The sequence below is a fragment of the Stenotrophomonas sp. STEN054 genome, assembly GCF_056854535.1.
The window spans coordinates 166,097-185,934 of sequence record NZ_JBXFWG010000001.1; the positions used below are offsets into that span (position 1 = coordinate 166,097).

Consider the following 19,838-nt stretch of genomic DNA (forward strand, 5'->3'; position numbering starts at 1 on the left):
GCCATGCCCGATTCGACTTCCACACTGCGCTTCTGGCTGATCAACACCCTTGGGTGGGCACTGTTCTGCGCGCTCAGCCTGGCGATGACCAGTACCTTCGGCGGCGGCGCCAGCAGTGGTGGCACGCTCATCAGCGTCGGCCTGGGCGTGCTGCTGTGGGGCATCAGTGCAGGCGTGCGTGCACTGGCCCTGCGGCGTGGCTGGTGGCAGCGCGAGTTCGGTGCGCTGGTGCTGCGGCTTGCGCTGGCGGTGCTGCTGGGCGCGCTGCTGGCGCAGCTGCTGCTGACCGCCGTGCTGCAGCCGGCGCTGGCACTGGGCTGGGTGGATTTCGGCGGCCGGGCGGGCGACTTCCGCCCGGTGGCGCGGCTGGCCTATCTGCTCAACACCGTGCTGCTGCTGGGCCTGTGGACCGCACTGTGGGCCGGCCTGCACAGCCTGCGCCAGGCGCGCCACGCGGAACTCGAACGCCTGCGGGCCGAGGCCCAGCGCAGTGCGCTGGAACGCGATGCACTGCGCGCGCGCTTGAATCCGCACTTCATGTTCAATGCGCTCAACAACCTGCGCGCGCTGATCCTCGAGGACCCCGAGCGCGCGCGGCAGATGGTCACCGATCTGTCGCGCACGCTGCGCCACGCACTGGAGCACGCGCGCAGCGAGGATGCAGTGCTGGCCGACGAGCTGGCCGTGGTGCGCGATTACCTGGCCGTTGAGGCCGTGCACTATGAACAGCGCCTGCAGCTGCGCATCGACGTCGACGCGGATGCCGCGCAGGCACGGTTGCCGGTGATGGCGCTGCAGCTGCTGGTGGAAAATGCAATCAAGCACGGCATCGCCGTGTGCCCTGGCGGAGGCGAGGTGCGCATCAGCGCGCAGCGCCGCGACGGCCTGCTGCGGCTGCAGGTCGACAATCCGCTCGGTGTGGCCACGGCCGGCACGAATGCTGCAACCGCCGGGCATGGCGTCGGCCTGGCCTACCTGCGTTCGCAGCTCGGCCATGGCGGCCGTTTCCATCTGCAACCGCTGGACGGCCGCATGCAGGCCGTCCTGGAGATTCCGCAATGCGCACGACCCTGAACGTCCTGATCGTCGATGACGCGCGGCTGGCGCGGCAGGAACTGCGCACGCTGCTGGCGGCGCTGCCGTGGGTGCAGTGCGTGGGCGAGGCCGATGATGTACCGGCGGCGCGCGAAGCGATCACCCGGCTGAAGCCCGACCTGGTGCTGCTGGATGTGCAGATGCCGTCCGGCACCGGCTTCGACGTGCTCGATGGCCTGGACCCGGCGCCGGCGGTGGTGTTCGTCACCGCCTACGATGCCTATGCGGTGCGCGCGTTCCAGACCAATGCGCTGGATTACCTGGTCAAGCCGGTGGAAGCGCCGCGGCTGCACGAAGCGCTGGAACGCGCGCGCCAGCAGAGCGTGCCTGCCGCACCGGCGGTGGTTGCAGGTGGCAGCCTGAGCGCGCAGGACCAGGTGTTCGTGCGCGATGGCGAACGCTGCTGGTTCGTGGCGGTGGCCGAGATCCGGCGGCTGGTGGTGGATGGCAACTACACCCGCCTGTGGTTCCGCGACCAGAACGCGCTGTTGACCCGCAGCCTGAGCGCGCTGGAATCACGCCTGCCAGCTGACTTGTTCTTCCGTGCCAACCGCAACACGCTGGTGAACCTGCGGCGCATCCGCAGCGTTACCCCCAACATTGCCGATGGCTACGACCTGGCGCTGGATGATGGCAGCGAGGTGGAGGTTTCGCGGCGGCAGGCGCGTGAGCTGCGCGAGCGGATGGCGTTGTAGCCGGGCGCAGCGGTTACCCTGTGTGCCAGACATTCCAACCACGGCACGCCATGTCCATCGTCCTCACCGAATTCGCCCGTCCCCGCCTGTTTCCGCGTGTGCCGCGCGCCAACACCATCCAGGACATCAGCGCCGAACAGTTCCAGGCGCACCTCAATGCGCATGCGCCGCTGAAGGTGCTCGACGGCTACGCGCCGTTCTGCAAGCTGTTTGTCTATGAGAACTGGACCAGCACGCGCTGCCTGACCGTGCCGGTCACCGAGGCCAACCGCCACCTGCTGCGCAGCGGCTACGAGGCGCGCAACCGCGAGGAGCTGCCGGTGCTGGTGCGCTGGTTCGAGGGCGTGGAATCGCCGCGCGCGAACTATCTTGTGGTGATCCTGTACAGCGCCGAGCAGCTGGCGAAGGAAGGCTCGCCGATCGACGCGGACTGGGGCATCGTCGGCTGCATCTACACCGCCGAGCCGGAAGAAGTGCCGATGGCGCCGATCACCATGATGCGCAATGCGCTGGGCGTGGAGGAGGGCGGTTCCGGCGTGCCGCTGGACCGGGAGGCCTACCAGCGCGCCGTGCGGTTCTGGGAGAACAACGCCAACTGGCGGCCGTGAGTCACCGACCCCAGTGGGTCCACGCCATGCGTGGATGTTCTCCGGTCAATCGGCTTTCCACTCCCACCACGGGTAATGGTATTCGCGGTCGGTCGCCTGCCAGTGCTGACCGCACTGCATACAGGCAACGTGATGGCATTCGCCCCAGCCGTCATCGGCATCGCCTGCCGAGAGCAACCGCATCTGCCCCTGTTCGATCAGCCTGCGCGGGTCGAAGAACAGATACGTCGGCGTGAGCGCGCACAGGCAGCCGGCCTGCGCCTGCCAGTAGCGCAGGCGTTTCAGCGCAGACTGCAGATGCACCTGGTTGGCCAGCAGCGCGCCCCCCAGCGTGACCCCGGCGCAGGCCCGCTCGATGCGGTCGGCATGCGGCGCCAGGGCATCCAGCAGTGCGTGATCAAACGTCACCGCGACCCGGCAGGCCGAAGCATGGATACGCGTGGCATCACCACTCAGCAGGTCCTGCAGCAGGGCATCGGCCGCGGACATCAGCGGGCCTTGCCGATGGGCGCGTAATGCCCTGCGGTCAGCCGCAGCAGATCGGCCGGTGCCAGTTCCACTTCCACGCCACGGCGGCCGGCGCTGACGTGCAGCGTCGCAAGGTTCTGCGCGCTGGCATCGAGAAAGCTGCGCAGCCGCTTCTTCTGGCCGAGGGGACTGATGCCCCCCACCAGATAGCCGGTCGCGCGCTGCGCGGCGTCGATGGCGGCCATCTCGCACTTCTTGCAGCCGGCGGCCTCGGCCAGCGCCTTCAGGTCCAGCTGGCCGCCCACCGGTACGATCGCCACCAGCAGTTCGTGGGTTTCGCTGCTGGCCAGCAGGGTCTTGAACACCTGTGCCGGATCCAGGCCGAGCTTGTCCACGGCCTCGCCGCCGTAGGATTCGGTGTGGGCGTCGTGCACGTAGCTGCGCACGGTATGGGCGATCTTCTCGCGCTTGAGCAGGTTGATGGCGGGAGTCATGGGGGGCATCGTAGCGCGCGCGGGTCGCGTTGCCTTGACCGAGGCTACTGCCGGAGCGCATCCACGCATGGCGTGGATGTACTGCATCTGGGATGCGTGGTGCATGGCCGCACGCAATCGCAGACGCCTAGTAGATCCACGCCGTGCGTGGATGCGTGGTGCATCGCAAACGCAGAACGGGCGCCCGAAGGCGCCCGTTCCGTGTGCATCCATTGCTGGGGTCAGAGCCTTTTCCTGCGGAAAGGGATCCGACCCCACAGCCTCTGTAGAGCCACGCCATGCGTGGCTGCATCGGCCGATCAGTAGCGGTAGTGGTCCGGCTTGAACGGGCCTTCCACCGGCACGCCGATGTAGTCGGCCTGTTCCTGGGTCAGGGTGGTCAGCTTCACGCCGATCTTTTCCAGGTGCAGGCGGGCCACTTCTTCGTCCAGGTGCTTGGGCAGCAGGTAGACCTTCTTCTCGTAGCTGTCCTTGTTGGCCCACAGGTCGATCTGGGCCAGGGTCTGGTTGGCGAACGAGTTGGACATGACGAAGCTCGGGTGGCCGGTGGCGCAGCCCAGGTTCACCAGGCGGCCTTCGGCCAGCAGGAAGATCGCATTGCCATTCGGGAAGATGTACTTGTCCACCTGCGGCTTGATGTTGACGTGCTGCACGCCCGGGAACGCCACCAGCGCATCGACCTGGATCTCGTTGTCGAAGTGGCCGATGTTGCAGACGATGGCCTGGTCCTTCATCGCGCTCAGGTGCTCGATGCGGATGATGTCCTTGTTGCCGGTGGTGGTGACGTACAGGTCGGCACGGCCCAGGGTCGATTCGATGGTGTTGACTTCATAGCCTTCCATCGCCGCCTGCAGGGCGCAGATCGGGTCGATCTCGGTGACGATGACGCGCGCACCGTAGGCACGCAGCGAAGCGGCGCAGCCCTTGCCCACGTCGCCGTAGCCGCAGACCACGGCCACCTTGCCGGCCAGCATCACGTCCATCGCGCGCTTCAGGCCATCGGCCAGCGACTCGCGGCAGCCGTAAAGGTTGTCGAACTTGCTCTTGGTGACCGAGTCGTTGACGTTGATCGCCGGGATCAGCAGGGTGCCGGCCTGGGCCAGCTGGTACAGGCGGTGCACGCCGGTGGTGGTCTCTTCGGAGACGCCCTTCCAGTCCTTGACCACGCGGCCCCAGTAACCCGGGCGCTCGGTGGCCACGCGCTTGAGCAGGTTCTTGATGACCTGTTCTTCGTGCGAGGAGGAGGCGGTGTCGACCCAGTCGCTGCCGTTTTCCAGCTCGTAGCCCTTGTGGATCAGCAGGGTCACGTCACCGCCGTCGTCCACCACCAGCTCCGGACCGGTCAGGGTGCCGTCGGGCAGGGTGAAGGTCAGCGCGTCCAGCGTGCAGTCCCAGTACTCTTCCAGGGTTTCGCCCTTCCAGGCGAACACCGGGGTGCCGGTGGCGGCGATGGCCGCAGCGGCGTGGTCCTGGGTCGAGAAGATGTTGCACGAGGCCCAGCGCACGTCGGCGCCGATGTCCTTCAGGGTTTCGATCAGCACCGCGGTCTGGATGGTCATGTGCAGCGAACCGGTCACGCGCACGCCCTTCAGCGGCAGGCTGGTGGCGTGCTTGCGGCGGATCGACATCAGGCCCGGCATCTCGTGCTCGGCGATGTCCAGTTCCTTGCGACCCCAGTCGGCCAGGGTGATGTCGCGGATCTTGTAGTCACCTTCGGTGGAGAAGGTCTTGGCAACAGCGTTCATGCAGTAGCTCCGGTTGTGGGCGAGCGGGTACTCGCATCTAGCCGGGCGCCGTTGTTACAAAGCCACCTTACCGAGCCTGGCCGGGCCTCAGCGGATCCGGTCGCAGCGCCCCTCGGCAGGGGAGAACGCCCAGTATATCGCGGCCCCGGGCCGGAGCAGGAGCGACCCAACCATCGGCAGATGGGGCGCGGGTCGGCGCCTGTTAAGGTCGAGGGTCTTCACGCATCCAAAACAGGAAGAACGATGAGCAAGCACGCGCGCCGCAGCCGGCGCTGGACCGGCCTGGTCCTGTCCATGGCCCTGCTGGCGGTGGTCCCGCAGGCCTGGTCGGCCGACAGTCCGCAGGTGGCCGCCGCCCGGGACGTGGCCGGTTATGAGCTGCCCTCGGCCGCGCTGCAGGCGGTGGTCGATGCGCCGCGTGCGCCCAGCCTGTTCCTGTCGCCGCGCCGCGACGTGGCCGCGCTGATGCAGATGCCGTCGCTGCCGTCGATCCAGGTGGTGGCGCAGCCGGAACTGAAGCTGGCCGGCATCCGCATCAACCCGCGCACGTTCTCCGACAGCCGCTTCAGCTTCGGCGAGAAGCTGTGGCTGATGAATGTGGCCGACGGCAAGGAACGGCAGATCAGCGGCCTACCGGCGCAGCTGTCGATCGCCGGCCTTGCCTGGTCGCCCGACCAGAAGTGGCTGGCCTTCAACCAGGTCGACGCCGCCAGCGGTGCCAACGAGCTGTGGCTGGTGGACGTCGCCAACGGCAGTGCGCGCCGCCTGCAGGCCAACCTCAATACGGTGTTCGGCGACGGTTACCAGTGGCTGCCCGACAGCCGCGGCCTGATCGTGATGACCCGCCTGGCCAATGCCGGTGATCCGCCGCCTGCCGATGGCATCCCGACCGGCCCGGCCGTGCAGCAGACCGGCAGGAGCAGCGGCGTAGTCTCCATCCGCACCTACCAGGACCTGCTGAAGAACGAAGCCGACGCGCGCCTGTTCGATTACTACGCGCGTGCGCAGCCGATGCAGGTCGGCCTGGACGGGCAGGCCCGCGCCATCGGCATGGCCGGCATCTACCTGGGCCTGTCGGTCTCGCCGGACGGCAACTACCTGCTCAGCCAGACCGTGCAGCGCCCGTATTCCTACGTGGTGCCGGTGGGCAGCTTCCCGCGCCGCATCGACGTGCTCGACCGCAACGGCCAGCTGGCCCACAGCGTGGCCTCGCGTCCGCTGGTGGAAGGCCTGCCGACCGGCAACGATGCCGAGGTGACCGGCGTGCGTGACATCAGCTGGCGCGCCGATGCGCCGGCCACCCTGGTCTGGGCAGAAGCGCAGGACGGCGGTGACCCGAACCGCGACGCCAAGGTGCGCGATGCGGTGTTCATGCAGGCCGCGCCGTTCGAGACGCCGCCGGTGACCCTGGCCCAGCTGGGCAGCCGTTTCGGTGGCATCACCTGGGGCCGTGGCGATCTGGCCCTGCTCAGCGAATCGTGGTGGAAGACGCGCAACACCAAGACCTGGCGCATCACCCCGGACGACGCGACGCAGTCGCCGCAGCTGCTGTGGGACCGCGATGCACAGGACCGCTACAGCGATCCTGGCCGCGCCGGCGTGGTGCGCGACGTCAACGGCCGCAGCCGCCTGCAGACCACCGCCGATGGCCGAAGCATCTTCCTGTACGGGCAGGGCGCGTCGCCGGAAGGTGACCGTCCGTTCGTCGACCGCTTCGACATCGAAAGCCGCAAGGCCACCCGCCTGTTCCATTCGCAGGCACCGGTCTATTCGGCACCGGTCGCGCTGCTGGACCAGGAAGGTGAGTCGCTGCTGCTGACCCGCGAAAGCCCGGACGAGCCGACCAACTTCTATGTGCAGTCGCTGGCCCAGGCCGATGCCGCACCGCGCGCGCTGACCCGTTTCGCCCATCCGCTGCCGCAGCTGAAGGGCGTGCAGAAGGAACAGATCCGCTACAAGCGTGCCGATGGCGTGGACCTGACCGCGACGCTGCTGCTGCCGCCGGGGTACGACCCCAAGCGTGACGGCCCGCGCCCGCTGCTGATGTGGGCCTACCCGGGTGAGTTCAAGAGTGCCGCGGCCGCCAGCCAGGTGACCGATTCGCCGTATCGCTTCAACGCGATCAGCTACTGGGGTCCGCAGGCGTTCCTGGCCAAGGGCTACGTGGTGCTGGCCAGCCCGACCATGCCGATCATCGGCGAGGGCGACAAGGAACCCAACGACACCTACATCGAACAGCTGGTAGCCAACGCACAGGCCGCAGTGGATGAGGTGGTGCGTCGTGGCGTGACCGACCGCGAGCACATCGCCATCGGTGGCCATTCCTACGGTGCGTTCATGACAGCCAACCTGCTGGCGCACACCCGCCTGTTCAAGGCCGGCATCGCCCGCAGTGGTGCCTACAACCGCACGCTCACCCCGTTCGGTTTCCAGGCCGAGGAGCGCAACTACTGGCAGGCGCAGGACGTCTACCAGAAGATGGCGCCGTTCAACTACGCGGACAAGATCAAGGATCCGATCCTCTTCATCCACGGCGTGGACGACAACAACTCCGGCACGTTCCCGATCCAGAGCGAGCGCATGTTCGCCGCGGTGAAGGGCCTGGGCGGCACCGCGCGGCTGGTGATGCTGCCGAACGAATCGCATGCCTACCGCGCACGCGAATCGATCATGACGATGCTGGCCGAGAGCGAGCGCTGGCTGGAGCAGACCCTCGGCCCGGTGCAGCAGGGCAAGGCGAAGACGAAGCGCTGACCGCGCACGTGATGATGGCGGCCCCTGCAACGGGGGCCGCCTGTTGCTCCGGCGGGGTAGAGTCGACCTTTGGTCTACTGCCCTTCTTTCACCCGCTGGAAACCCCGCGCTGCGCGCGATAGTCGACCAACGGTCGACTCTACCCCGTCGGTATTTCCCTGATCGGTGCATCTGTAGCCGGACGATACGTGCAGATGAAACCATTCCTGCAACGCAGCAACGGCTTCGAATTGGGATAGGCTTGGCGACGGATCATGCCCCGAGGTTCGTGCGTCGCCGATGAACGAGTACCGCAGCAGCATCGAATTCGCTTCCCCCGATCTTCCGCTTCGCGATGATGTGCGCCGACTGGGCGCACTTGTCGGCGATCTGCTGGTCGAACAGGTTTCCGCCGCGTTTCTCGACGACGTCGAGGACGTGCGCACCCGCGCGATCGCGCGCCGCGAGAACCAGGCACCGCTGTCCGAGCTGGCCGATGGCCTCGCCGGTCGCACGCCGGAGCAGGCCGAAACCATGGTGCGTGCTTTCAGCACGTACTTCCAGGTGGTCAACATCGCCGAGCGCGTGCACCGTATCCGTCGCCGCCGTGACTACCAGCGTGCCGGTACCGCCGCGGCGCAGCCCGATGGCCTGCAGGACGCGCTGCAGCACCTCAAGGCGCAGGGCGTAGGCCTGGACGAGCTGGCGCTGTGGTTGCCGCGCATCGACATCGAACCGGTGTTCACCGCGCACCCGACCGAAGCGGTGCGCCGCGCGCTGCTGGAAAAAGAACAGCTGATGGTGGCCAGCCTGGTGGACAACCTGGACGGCCAGCGCACGCCGGGCGAGGCGGCTGCCGATGCCGCGCGCTTCCGCATGGCGCTGACTGCGTCGTGGCAGACCACCGATTCCTCGCCGGTGCGGCCCACCGTCGATGACGAACGCGAGCACGTCGGCTTCTATCTGGTGCAGGTGCTGTACCGGGTGATTCCGGTGCTGTACGAATCGCTGCAGCAGGCGCTGCGCGATACCTACAGCGAGGAGCTGCCGCTGCCGCGCCTGCTGCGTTTCGGTACCTGGGTGGGCGGTGACATGGACGGCAACCCGAACGTGGATGCCGGCACCATCCGCAACACGCTGGATGCACAGCGGCAGGCCGTGCTCGGGCGCTACCAGAAGGAACTGCTGCAGCTGGCCAGCCTGCTCAGCCAGTCCACCGAACGGGTGGGCGTGAGCGAAGCCCTGCAGGCGCGCGTGGCGCACTACCAGCAGCTGCTGCCGCAGGTCCAGTCGCGCCCCCGCCACGCCGATATGCCGTACCGCCTGCTCAACGACCGCATGCGCGCGCGGCTGCAGGCCACGCTGGATGATGGCGACGGTGCCTATGCCGGCCCGGACGAACTGATCGACGACCTGCAGCTGATCCTCGACAGCCTGCGTGCCCACCGTGGCGAGCACGCTGGTGGCTTCGCGGTGCAGCGCCTGCTGTGGCGGGTGAAGACCTTCGGTTTCCATCTGGCGCGGCTGGACGTGCGCCAGGAGTCGAGCGTGCATGCACGCGCACTCGCTGCGGTGCTGGGCGGCGAAGACGCCTGGCAGGCGCTGGATGCACTGGGACGTGCACGCCTGCTGGGCCCGCATGCCAGCGGCGAAATGCCGCTGCCCAAGGCCGATGACGAGGGCAACCAGCGCCTGGATGCGGTGTTCGTGGCGCTGGCCGATGCACGTGCACGCCATGGCGGCGATGCACTGGGCAGCTACATCATTTCAATGGCGCACGATCGCGGCGACGTGCTGGCCGTGCTGGCGCTGGCGCGACGCGGTGGCCTGGTCGATGCCGATGGTGGCGTGCCGCTCGACATCGCGCCGCTGTTTGAAACCGTGGACGACCTCAAGCGCGGCACCGCCACCCTGCGCGACCTGCTGGAGGATCCGGTGTACCGCGCGCACCTGCGTGCACGCGACGACGTGCAGATGGTGATGCTGGGTTATTCGGACAGCAGCAAGGACGGCGGCATCGCCGCCTCGCGCTGGGGCCTGCAGCGTGCGCAGGTGGAACTGCTGGATGTCGCGGCCCAGGCCGGCATCCGCCTGACCTTCTTCCATGGCCGTGGCGGTTCGATCAGCCGTGGCGGCGGCAAGACCACCCACGCGGTGGATGCATCGCCACGCGGCAGCATCGATGGCCGCCTGCGCGTGACCGAGCAGGGCGAGGTGATCCACCGCAAGTACGGCATCCGCGCGCTGGCGCTGCGCTCGCTGGAACAGGCCACCGGTGCGGTGCTGCGCGCCAGCCTGCGGCCGCGTGCGCCGGAGCCGCGCGAAGACGGGTGGCGGCCGGTGATGGACACCGTGTCGGCGGCCAGCAGCGAGGTCTATCGAGCCTTCGTCGGCCAGTCCGGCTTCATGGACTATTTCCGCACGGCCACGCCGATCGACGTGATCGAGCGGATGACCCTGGGCTCGCGGCCGTCGCGCCGGCTGGGCCAGGACGCGGCGCTGGGCAACCTGCGCGCGATTCCGTGGGTGTTCGCCTGGAGCCAGGCGCGTGCCGTCATTCCGGGCTGGTACGGCGTCGGCAGCGGCCTGCAGGCGGCGGTGGACGCCGGCCACGAACAGACGCTGCGCGAGATGGCGCGTGACTGGCCGTTCTTCCGCACCTTCCTCGACGACATCGCGATGGTGCTGTCGAAGGGTGACATCACCATCGCCGAACAGTTCTCGCAGCTTTCCGGCAACCTGCACGGGCGCTTCTTCCCGCAGGTCGAAAAGGAGCTTGCGCTGACCCGGCACTGGCTGCTGGCGCTGATGGGGCAGCAGACCCTGCTGGATCATGATGCGCGGCTGGCGCTGTCGATCCGCCTGCGCAATCCCTACGTGGATCCGATCAGCGTGCTGCAGGTGGACCTGCTGCAGCGCTGGCGGGCCAGCGGACGCGAGGATGACGACCTGCTGCGCGCGCTGGTGGCCTGCGTCAACGGCGTTTCGCAGGGCGTACAGAACACCGGCTGACCTGCGAATTCGAAGGGGTAGTGCCGGCCACTGGCCGGCAATCCCATCATGTCTGGCAGCGCGCAAGGTCGCCGGCCAGCGGCCGGCACTGCCGGGTTCGCGGTCAGTCTTCCGGCGACGGCGGATTCGAAGCCAGCAGCTCCAGGTGCCGCTGTTCCATTTCCTGCCGCAGCTGGCGGCGGATCTGCGCAGCGGCCTGGCGGCGCTTCTCGTCCGAGCTGGCCGGCTGCAGCGGCGGCACCGCCGTCGGCCGGCCTTCCTCGTCCACCGCCACCATGGTGAAGAAGCAGCTGTTGGCGTGGCGCACGCTGCGCTTGAGGATGTCCTCGGCCACGACCTTGATGCCGATCTCCATCGACGAGGTGCCGGTGTAGTTCACCGAGGCCAGGAAGGTGACCAGCTCGCCCACCGCGATGGGCTGGCGGAACATCACCTGGTCCACCGACAGGGTGACCACGTAGCTGCCGGCGTAGCGGCTGGCGCAGGCGTAGGCCACCTGGTCGAGCAGGCGCAGGACGGCGCCGCCGTGGACCTTGCCGGAGAAGTTGGCCATGTCCGGCGACATCAGCACGGTCATGGACAGCTGGTGGGTTTTCAGTTCGGTCGACATGCGCCGATTGTATCGGCGTGGCGTAGCTCTTGTAGAGCCGAGCCCATGCTCGGCTGCTCTTGGCGCAGGCAAAAGAAAGCCGAGCATGGGCTCGGCTCTACAGAAAGCAGAAGGGCCGCTTGCGCGGCCCTTCTTCAACATCAGCCGACTAACAGTCGGCTCTACCCGCAAGCTTTACTTCAGCTTCGCATCGGCGCGCAGGGCGGCGGCGCGGTCGGTCTTCTCCCAGGAGAAGGCCGTGGCGTTGACGGTCTCGCCTTCGCCGTTGAGGTAGCTGAATTCCTTCGGCTTGCGGCCGAAGTGGCCGTAGGCGGCGGTCTGCTGGTACATCGGGTGCACCAGGTCCAGCATCTTGATGATGCCGTACGGGCGCAGGTCGAAGTGCTTGCGGATCAGCTTCTCGATCTTGTCGTCGCTGATCTTGCCGGTGCCGAAGGTGGTGACCGAGATCGAGGTCGGCTCAGCCACGCCGATGGCGTAGGAGACCTGCACTTCGCAACGGTCGGCCAGGCCGGCGGCAACCACGTTCTTGGCGACGTAGCGGGCCGCGTAGGCCGCCGAACGGTCGACCTTGGACGGGTCCTTGCCGGAGAAGGCGCCACCACCGTGACGGGCCCAGCCGCCGTAGGTGTCGACGATGATCTTGCGGCCGGTCAGGCCGCAGTCGCCCACCGGACCGCCGATCTCGAACTTGCCGGTCGGGTTGATGTGGAACTTGGTGCCCTTGTGCAGCCACTTGGCCGGCAGCACCGGCTTGATGATCTCTTCGCGGACGGCCTCGATGAGGTCCTTCTGCTTGATGCCCGGGGCATGCTGGGTGGACAGGACGACGGCGTCGATGGCCGAGACCACGCCGTTTTCATAGCGCAGGGTGACCTGGCTCTTGGCGTCCGGGCGCAGCCAGGACAGCGGCGAGTTGCGCTTCTTGCGGATCCTGGCCTGCTGCTCGACCAGGCGGTGCGACAGATGGATCGCGGCCGGCATGAAGCTGTCGGTCTCGTTGGTGGCGTAGCCGAACATCAGGCCCTGGTCGCCAGCGCCCATTTCCTCCGGCTTCTTGCGGTCCACGCCCTGGGCGATGTGCGGCGACTGCTTGCCGATCAGGTTCAGCACGCCGCAGGTGGCGCCGTCGAAGCCGACGTCGGAGCTGTCGTAGCCGATGTCCGTGATGACCTTGCGGGTCAGGGCTTCCAGGTCGATCCAGGCGCTGGTGGTGATTTCACCGGCGACGATGGCAACACCGGTCTTGACCATGGTCTCGCACGCCACGCGGGCGCGCTGGTCCTGGGTCAGGATCGCGTCCAGCACCGCATCGGAGATCTGGTCGGCAACCTTGTCCGGATGGCCTTCGGAGACCGACTCGGAGGTGAAGAGATAGCTGGACATCAGGCGGTATATCCCTTGATTCGGATGGAAAGATGGGCGCGCATCATACACGGGGTGCGCCGCCTGTGCATTGTGAACCCGTATGGGTTGCCTGTGGTTAAGGTGTTGTGCCCGCCGGGACAAGGCCTGGCGAGGCCCCGGGGCCCATGGTGCGCAGGCAGTGTTCCACTGGCGTGACTATTGGCGGGCGGCCTTCACGGCCCGGGGCCCAGCGGTCCCGGCCGTCACCGTTCTGCCGCCAAACCGCCATCTGCCTGCCGCGCGGCGGGCGCAGGCTCTCGGCCAATCCGGCCGCCGGGCATCAGTGAGCACGCCATGCAGGAACTCGAGCAGCGCTTGCAGCAACGTTTCCCCGATCGGTTCCGCGGCCGCCGCGGGCATCTGGCGCGGCCCCTGCTGCGCAGCGTGGGTCGCTGGTCGCGGCTGGACCGGGTGGAGGCCTTCCTGCAGCGCAGCGCGAATCTGCGCGGCTTCGACTTCGTCGCCGCCGGCCTGGAGTTCCTCGAAAGCGGCTACCAGGTCGACCCGCTGGACCTGTCCCGGATCCCGGCCAGCGGTCGCCTGCTGATCGTGGCCAACCATCCCTCCGGTGCGCTGGACGCGCTGGCCCTGCTGGACGCGGTCGGCCGGGTCCGGCGCGACGTGCGCATCGTCGCCACGACCTGCTCGGCGCCATCGGTCCGCTGCAGGACCTGTTGCTGCCAGTGCGCATCCTCGGCGGCAAGGTCCAGCGTGGCAGCCTGCACGCGGTGGAAAAGGCGCTGGACGCCGAGCAGTGCGTCATCGTGTTCCCGGCCGGCGAAGTATCGCGGCTGTCGCTGCAGGGCATCCGCGACGGGCGCTGGCAGCGCGGCTTCGTCCGGTTTGCCCGTGCCGCCGGGGCGCCGGTGCTGCCGGTGCGGGTGGACGCGCGCAACTCAGCGCTGTTCTACGGCGCCTCGACCCTGTTCAAGCCGGCCGGCACCGCCCTGCTGGCGCGTGAGATGTTCGCCCGCCGCGGCCGCCCGCTGCGCCTGCGCATCGGCCAGCCGATGCAGCTGGGCCAGGGCGACCCCGGTGCGCAGCTGCTGGCGGTGCGCCGTGCGCTGTACGCCCTCGGCCCCGTGGACGGTGCCACCGGCAGCCTGCCGGCCGGCCCCGAGCCGCTGGCCGCCCCGGTGCCGCCGGCGCATGTGGCCGCCGATGTCGCCCGGGCCACGGTGCTGGGACAGACCGGCGACGGCAAGCAGATCCTGCTGGCCACCTGCACGGCCGACTCTGCGCTGCTGCGCGAGCTGGGCCGGCTGCGTGAACTGACCTTCCGCCAGGTGGGCGAGGGCACCGGCCGCAGCCGCGACCTGGACGACTACGACCTGCAGTACCAGCACATCGTCATCTGGGATGGCAGCGCGCAGCGCATCGCCGGGGCCTACCGCATCATGCGCGGCGCACAGGCCCTGGCCCGCCGCGGCCTGGCCGGGCTCTACAGCGCCTCGCTGTTCCGCTATTCCGACGATGCCATCACCCGCATCGCCGAAGGCCTGGAACTGGGCCGCAGCTTCGTGGTGCCCGATTACTGGGGCAGCCGCAGCCTGGATTACCTGTGGCAGGGCATCGGTGCCTACCTCCAGTGCCAGCCGGGCATCCGCTACCTGTTTGGCGCGGTATCGATCAGCGCCGCGCTGCCGCGCGAAGCGCGCGAGCAGCTGGTGGCCTATTACCAGCGCTATTATGGAGCCCGCAGCGGCCTGGTCGAATCCAATCAACCGTTCCAGTATTTTGCCGCACCGCCCAGCTTCGGTGAGCTCGACGCAGGCGCTGCGTTCGACGTGCTGAAGGCCAACCTGGCCGCGCTGGGCACGGGTGTGCCGACGCTGTACCGCCAGTACACCGATCTGTGCGAACCCGGCGGCGCGCGCTTCCTGGCGTTCGGCGTCGACCCGGATTTCAGCGATTCGATCGACGGCCTGATCGAAGTGGACCTGCAGGCGATCCGGCCGAACAAACGCAAACGCTACCTGCGCGACGCGGGGATGCCGGCATGAGCGCGCTGGCGAACCTGTCGCCGCACCGGCGTGCAGTGTTCGTCTCCGATGTGCATCTCGGGTCGCGCCACTGCCACGCCGCCGAACTGGCCACCTTCCTCGGCCAGCTGCGCTGCGAGCGGCTCTACCTGGTCGGCGACATCATCGACCTGTGGTGGTTGGCGCACCGCCGTGCCAACTGGCGTGCCTCGCACAGCGAGGTGATCCAGGCACTGCATGCGCTGCGCCGGCAACCAAGCGTTGAACGCGGTACGGCGCCGGCTGGGCATGCGCTACTGGTCGCTGCCTGAATTCCTGAACAAGCGCAGCGGCGCCGCTGAGCGCTACATCGAGCGCTTCGTCCAGGCCGGCCTGGATGACGTGCGCCGGCGCGGACTGGACGGCATCATCTGCGGCCACATCCACCGCGCGGCGCTGGTCGAGTGGGATGGGCTGGTCTATGCGAACGATGGCGACTGGGTGGAAAGCCTGACCGCGCTGGCCGAAGACCACGATGGCGCATTGCGCCTGCTGGACCACCATGGCCAGACATGGGTGGAGCTGCCCGGCGCGGATGTCGCAGGCAGCGTAACGACCGCTTTCTGTAGAGCCGAGCCCATGCTCGGCTTGCGCTTGTAGAGCCGAGCGTTGCTCGACTGCTCCTTGGATGCCACGCGCTGCGCGTGGGAGTCGACTGACAGTCGACTCTACCGAACCTGTCGCGCTGCGCGCGCAAGCCGAGCATCGGCTCGGCTCTACATACACCACGCACAAGCGGCTAGCATCGGCGCATGGACTCGTTGACCCAGATCGTTCTCGGTGGCGCCGTCGCTGCCGCCATCGCTCCGCCCGGCCATCGCCGTGCGGCCCTGCTGGCCGGTGCCGCACTCGGCACGCTGCCCGACCTCGATGCCCTGTGGCTCGGCTTCGCCGCGGCCGACCCGGTGGCCAACATGGTCGACCACCGGAGTTTCAGCCATTCGCTGCTGGTGCTGCCGTGGGTGGCGACGCTGATCTGGTGGCTGTTCAAGCGCTTCGGCAACGGCCGCGTGGCGCAGTCACCGCTGCGCTGGTTCTGGGCCATCCAGCTGGCCCTGGTCACCCATCCGCTGCTGGATGCGTTCACCGTCTACGGCACGCAGCTGTGGTGGCCGCTGCGGCCGCATCCGACGATGGGCTCCAGCGTCTTCATCATCGACCCGGCCTATACCGTGTGGCTGCTGCTGGGCTGCGTGGTGGCCTGGTTCGCGCGCGCACGGCCGTGGGCGGGCAAGGTGCTGGGTGTCTCGCTGCTGGTCAGCACGGCCTACCTGGGCTGGGGCCTGGTGGCCAAGGCCCAGGTCGACCGCGCCGCACAGCAGAGCCTGGCCGCGATGGGCTTGGGCGACGCGCCGCGGTTCTCGGTGCCTATGCCGTTCAACACCCTGCTGTGGCGGGTGGTGGCGATGACGCCCAGTGGCTACGTGGTGGGCGACCGTTCGCTGGTGGCCGACCAGGGCCCGATGCGGTTTGAAGGCTACCCGTCCAACGTGCAGGCGCTGCGCGAAGCGTCCGCGATTCCGGCCGTGCAGCGGCTGCAGTGGTTCAACCGCGGGTTCATGCGCGCGCAGGTGGTGGACAACCAACTGGTGCTGAGTGACCTGCGCATGGGCCTGGAGCCGGACTATACGTTCAACTTCGCGGTGGCCGAACAGGTGGACGGGCAGTGGCGGGCGATCGTGCCGCAGCAGCAGCGCATGGATTACAGCAGCCCGGCCGCACGCGCCGATGCCGGGCACCGGCTGGCGGCGATGTGGCAGCGGATCTGGCAGGCGCCGCCGGCGGCGACCCTGCACATCGACCCGTAAACCCGCGCACCGCGCGGGCGGTACCTCAATACACCGTCGCGCGGCCCTGCACGAACGAATAGAAGAACACCGCGTTCGGGTCGTTCTGCACCAGGCGGAACTCGCGGCGCATGCCTTCCACGGTTTCCTCGTCAACAGCGCCGGCCTGCAGCAGCTGGTCGGCAGCCGACAGCAACAGCTGTTCCCAGAACGCGATCATCGTCTTGCGGCGTGCCGGTTCACGGTTGTCCAGGTGGATGGTCTTGATCTCGGTGTGCACGTCGCGGAAGCCACCGGCCAGCAGCAGGTTGCCGAGCTTGGCGCCAACGAACGGGTCGCCGCCGTGGTCATGCTGGAAATCATTGAAGGCCATCCAGTAGCGCCAGATGTGCGGCGAATACGGGTCGAGCAGGAAGGAGGCGTTCATCACCTCGGTGATGTAGACCGGCGACCCCGGGGCCAGCACTCGGCGCACTTCGCTGAGCACGCGGGCAGGGGAGGGCACGTGTTCCAGCACCCAGCACAGGAAGGCCGAATCGAAGCTGCGGGCCTCGAACGGCAGTTCACCGGCATCGGCCTGCTGCAGGGTGTAGCGGTCGCTGCACCACGGCGTGCGCGCCAGGTTCTCACGCGCGGTGGCCAGCTGCGCTTCGCTCAGGTCCACGCCGGTGACGTGCAGCCCGGGGAAGCGGCGCAGCAGGATTTCGGTCTGCGCACCGACGCCGCTGCCGACTTCCAGCAGGTGGCGCGCACCGGTGTAGTCGATCTGGCTGAAGATGCTCGATTCCAGCAGGCGTGCCTGGGTCATCAGGCGCTGCTGTTCGGTGCCGGAAAAACCGTGCAGGTAGGTCGGGGAAGAGATCGGCGGCGTCATGGTAGTGGCATCAGGCGGCGGAGGGCATCGCCGGTTCCCCGGCAATCAGGCGGTCGAAATACTCGGTGGTCAGCGCGATCTGGCTGGTCGGGTCCTCGGCACGATTGACCACCGCGCGGAAGGCGGCGTTCTCCGGCCGGTCCTTGGCGTACCAGCCCAGGTGCTTGCGGGCGATGCGCACGCCCTGCGGCTCACCGTAGAACGCGTGCAGCGCATGCAGGTGTCCCAGCAGGATGTCGCGCACTTCCTGCAGCGAGGGCGGCGGCAGTTCCTGGCCGGTGGCCAGGTAGTGCGCCACTTCACGGAAGATCCATGGCCGGCCCTGTGCCGAACGGCCGATCATCACCGCGTCCACGCCGGTCTGCTGCAGTACATGGGCGGCCTTCTGCGGCGAATCGATATCGCCGTTGGCGATGACCGGAATGCGCAGCGCGGCCTTGATCTCACCGATGGTGGCGTACTCGGCCTGGCCGGTGTAATGCTGGTCGCGGGTGCGGCCGTGCACGGCCAGCGCGGCGATGCCGCTGTCCTCGGCGATGCGCGCGATCACCGGGCCGTTGCGATGATCGCAGTCCCAGCCGGTGCGGATCTTCAGGGTGACCGGCACGTCCACCGCGTTGACCACGGCTTCGAGGATGCGCGCCACCAGCAGCTCATCGCGCATCAGCGCCGAGCCGGCCCAGGCGTTGCACACCTTCTTGGCCGGGCAGCCCATGTTGATGTCGATGATCTGCGCGCCGTGGTCGACGTTGTAGCGCGCCGCCTCGGCCAGCTGCTGCGGCTCGGTGCCGGCAATCTGCACGCTGATCGGTGCCGGCTCGCCTTCGTGGTCCATGCGGTGGATCGACTTGCGCGTGGTCCAGAAGCGCGGGTCGCTGATGGTCATTTCCGAGGCGGCCAGACCTGCGCCCAGCCGTTTGCACAGCAGGCGGAAGGGCTTGTCGGTGACGCCGGCCATGGGGGCCAGCACGACGTTGGGGGCAATGGTGTACGGGCCGATCTGCATGTGCCCATTGTAGGCTGCAGGGCCCGCCGCAGCGCCGTCAGCGGCGGCCCTGTTCAGGCCAATCCGGACCGACCTCATGCCACACCGGCATCAGCAGATGCTTGATGGTCGCTTCCGCCGCCCCCACGGGCCGGTCATGGTGGGCGGCTGGGTCATTGGGGAAGGCCCATCCATGCCACCCATCGATGGGGCGGCACACGCACCCAGTAGATCCACGCCATGCGTGGATGGGGCGTTTCGCGGGACACAAAAAACCCCGGGCATTCGCACGCCCGGGGTTTTCATCCACGCATGGCGTGGATCTACGCGTCGGCCGGGGTGAAGCGCGGCATCGCCGCAGCGGCCCCTTCCTTCTCGGTGGAACGGCCGGCGAACTGGTTGGCGAAACGCACGTGGCGGGCGAACGGTGCGTCCGGCACCTGGGCGATGGAGGCCGCCAGCGCACCGTTGAAGGCATCACCGGCACCGGTGGTGTCGATGGCCTGCACCTGCTCGGCGCCCACGCGGTAGTACGGCTGGGTGTCGCCACGCAGGTTCTCGTCGGCGTGCGAAACGAACACGCCCACGGCACCCAGGGTGACCACCACGGTGCCGTTGCCAACCAGCTTGCGGCACAGCGCGTGCAGGCTGGCGCCATCCAGCGCGGCCACGTCGTCGGCATCCACGCGCTCACCCACGTGGCGGCCGAGCAGCGACGCGAACTCGGTCTCATTCGGGGTCAGCACATCGGCCAGCTTCAGCAGGCCGATGCTGGACGGGGCGTCGGCCGGTGCGGCGTTGAGCACGGTGGTGACACCGGCTTCGCGCGCCGCAGCCAGCGCGGCTTCGATGGTCTGCACCGGCGATTCCAGCTGCACCAGCACCACCTTGGCACCGGCCAGCAGCGCCTGCTGCTGTTCCACGAACGCGGTACTCAGGGCGGCATTGGCGCCGGGGCCGATGACGATGGTGTTGCGGCCACGGGCATCGACGTAGATGCCGGCGGTGCCGGTCGGCTCGCTGCTGGCCTCGGCGATCAGCGCGAAGCCATCCTGCGCGGCCAGGTCACGCGCCGTGGCGCCACCGACGTCATCGCCGAGCGCGCACACGAACGTGGTGTCTGCACCGGCCCGGCAGGCAGCCACGGCCTGGTTGAAGCCCTTGCCACCCGGGCCGGTGCTGTAGCGGCCGGCAATGGTCGCGCCCGGCGCCGGCAGCGCTTCGCACCGCCACACGTGATCGACATTGAAGGAACCGACGACAACGACACTGCTGCTCATAGGGGATTTCTTCTCAAACAAGGG

General features: G+C 68.2%; 14 protein-coding genes, 2 pseudogenes and 1 riboswitch. Of the genes and pseudogenes, 8 read left to right on the forward strand and 8 right to left on the reverse strand.

Annotated elements, in window-relative coordinates; translation table 11 throughout:
- Positions 1-3 precede the first annotated feature (3 nt).
- From AC1VXD_RS00695 to AC1VXD_RS00705, 3 genes are read left to right on the forward strand one after another with little or no spacing between them, the layout of a single operon-like run.
- A complete protein-coding gene (locus AC1VXD_RS00695) occupies positions 4-1,074 on the forward strand; it encodes a sensor histidine kinase (protein WP_482990394.1) in 1,071 nt (356 codons plus the stop codon).
- Positions 1,059-1,790 (forward strand): LytR/AlgR family response regulator transcription factor, encoded by a 732-nt coding sequence (locus tag AC1VXD_RS00700; RefSeq protein WP_482990395.1) that lies wholly within the window; start codon positions 1,059-1,061, stop codon positions 1,788-1,790. The genes AC1VXD_RS00695 and AC1VXD_RS00700 overlap by 16 nt, the downstream gene beginning before the upstream one ends.
- Positions 1,791-1,840: 50 nt before the next feature.
- The gene (locus AC1VXD_RS00705; RefSeq protein WP_482990396.1) at positions 1,841-2,398 is read left to right on the forward strand and encodes a DUF3228 family protein; all 558 of its coding nucleotides are present in this window, start codon (positions 1,841-1,843) and stop codon (positions 2,396-2,398) included.
- Between the two features lie 45 nt (positions 2,399-2,443).
- Here AC1VXD_RS00705 and AC1VXD_RS00710 read toward each other — a convergent pair whose 3' ends face one another.
- From AC1VXD_RS00710 to ahcY, 3 genes are all read right to left on the reverse strand, one after another.
- Positions 2,444-2,887 carry a hypothetical protein gene (locus AC1VXD_RS00710; protein ID WP_482990397.1) on the reverse strand — a complete coding sequence of 148 codons (444 nt, stop codon included), beginning with the start codon at positions 2,885-2,887 and terminating at the stop codon, positions 2,444-2,446.
- Positions 2,887-3,360: a Cys-tRNA(Pro) deacylase gene (gene ybaK / locus AC1VXD_RS00715; RefSeq protein ID WP_482990398.1), complete on the reverse strand. Its 474-nt coding sequence runs from the start codon at positions 3,358-3,360 to the stop codon at positions 2,887-2,889. The genes AC1VXD_RS00710 and ybaK overlap by 1 nt, the downstream gene beginning before the upstream one ends.
- Positions 3,361-3,659: 299 nt before the next feature.
- Positions 3,660-5,105 (reverse strand): adenosylhomocysteinase, encoded by a 1,446-nt coding sequence (gene ahcY, locus AC1VXD_RS00720; protein ID WP_482990399.1) that lies wholly within the window; start codon positions 5,103-5,105, stop codon positions 3,660-3,662.
- Positions 5,106-5,141: 36 nt separating this feature from the next.
- A riboswitch (S-adenosyl-L-homocysteine riboswitch) is annotated at positions 5,142-5,225 on the reverse strand.
- Positions 5,226-5,348: 123 nt separating this feature from the next.
- Here ahcY and AC1VXD_RS00725 point away from each other — a divergent pair.
- Both AC1VXD_RS00725 and ppc read left to right on the forward strand, forming a co-directional pair.
- The gene (locus AC1VXD_RS00725; protein ID WP_482990400.1) at positions 5,349-7,859 is read left to right on the forward strand and encodes a S9 family peptidase; all 2,511 of its coding nucleotides are present in this window, start codon (positions 5,349-5,351) and stop codon (positions 7,857-7,859) included.
- Between the two features lie 279 nt (positions 7,860-8,138).
- Complete coding sequence (gene ppc, locus AC1VXD_RS00730; protein ID WP_482990401.1) at positions 8,139-10,850, forward strand: phosphoenolpyruvate carboxylase; 2,712 nt, start codon at positions 8,139-8,141, stop codon at positions 10,848-10,850.
- Between the two features lie 103 nt (positions 10,851-10,953).
- Here ppc and AC1VXD_RS00735 read toward each other — a convergent pair whose 3' ends face one another.
- Entirely contained in the window at positions 10,954-11,460 is a 507-nt protein-coding gene (locus AC1VXD_RS00735; RefSeq protein WP_164073371.1) for an acyl-CoA thioesterase, read from the reverse strand.
- A gap of 174 nt (positions 11,461-11,634) precedes the next feature.
- On the reverse strand, positions 11,635-12,846 hold the full coding sequence (gene metK, locus AC1VXD_RS00740; RefSeq protein WP_482990402.1) for a methionine adenosyltransferase: 1,212 nt from the start codon (positions 12,844-12,846) through the stop codon (positions 11,635-11,637).
- Between the two features lie 315 nt (positions 12,847-13,161).
- Here metK and olsF point away from each other — a divergent pair.
- From olsF to AC1VXD_RS00755, 3 genes and pseudogenes are all read left to right on the forward strand, one after another.
- Positions 13,162-14,870, forward strand: a pseudogene (gene olsF, locus AC1VXD_RS00745) (bifunctional ornithine lipid synthase OlsF).
- A pseudogene (locus AC1VXD_RS00750) lies at positions 14,867-15,488 on the forward strand (UDP-2,3-diacylglucosamine diphosphatase). Before olsF ends, AC1VXD_RS00750 begins: the two co-directional pseudogenes overlap by 4 nt.
- A 152-nt stretch (positions 15,489-15,640) precedes the next feature.
- A complete protein-coding gene (locus tag AC1VXD_RS00755) occupies positions 15,641-16,696 on the forward strand; it encodes a metal-dependent hydrolase (protein WP_482990403.1) in 1,056 nt (351 codons plus the stop codon).
- Between the two features lie 25 nt (positions 16,697-16,721).
- On the opposite strand, the gene AC1VXD_RS00760 is transcribed toward AC1VXD_RS00755, so the two are convergent.
- The 3 genes from AC1VXD_RS00760 to AC1VXD_RS00770 form a co-directional block, all read right to left on the reverse strand.
- On the reverse strand, positions 16,722-17,549 hold the full coding sequence (locus tag AC1VXD_RS00760; RefSeq protein ID WP_482990404.1) for a class I SAM-dependent methyltransferase: 828 nt from the start codon (positions 17,547-17,549) through the stop codon (positions 16,722-16,724).
- 10 nt (positions 17,550-17,559) lie between these two features.
- Positions 17,560-18,555: a tRNA dihydrouridine synthase DusB gene (dusB, locus tag AC1VXD_RS00765; RefSeq protein ID WP_482990405.1), complete on the reverse strand. Its 996-nt coding sequence runs from the start codon at positions 18,553-18,555 to the stop codon at positions 17,560-17,562.
- 302 nt (positions 18,556-18,857) lie between these two features.
- A complete protein-coding gene (locus tag AC1VXD_RS00770; RefSeq protein WP_482990406.1) occupies positions 18,858-19,814 on the reverse strand; it encodes a ribokinase in 957 nt (318 codons plus the stop codon).
- Between the last annotated feature and the right edge of the window lie 24 nt (positions 19,815-19,838).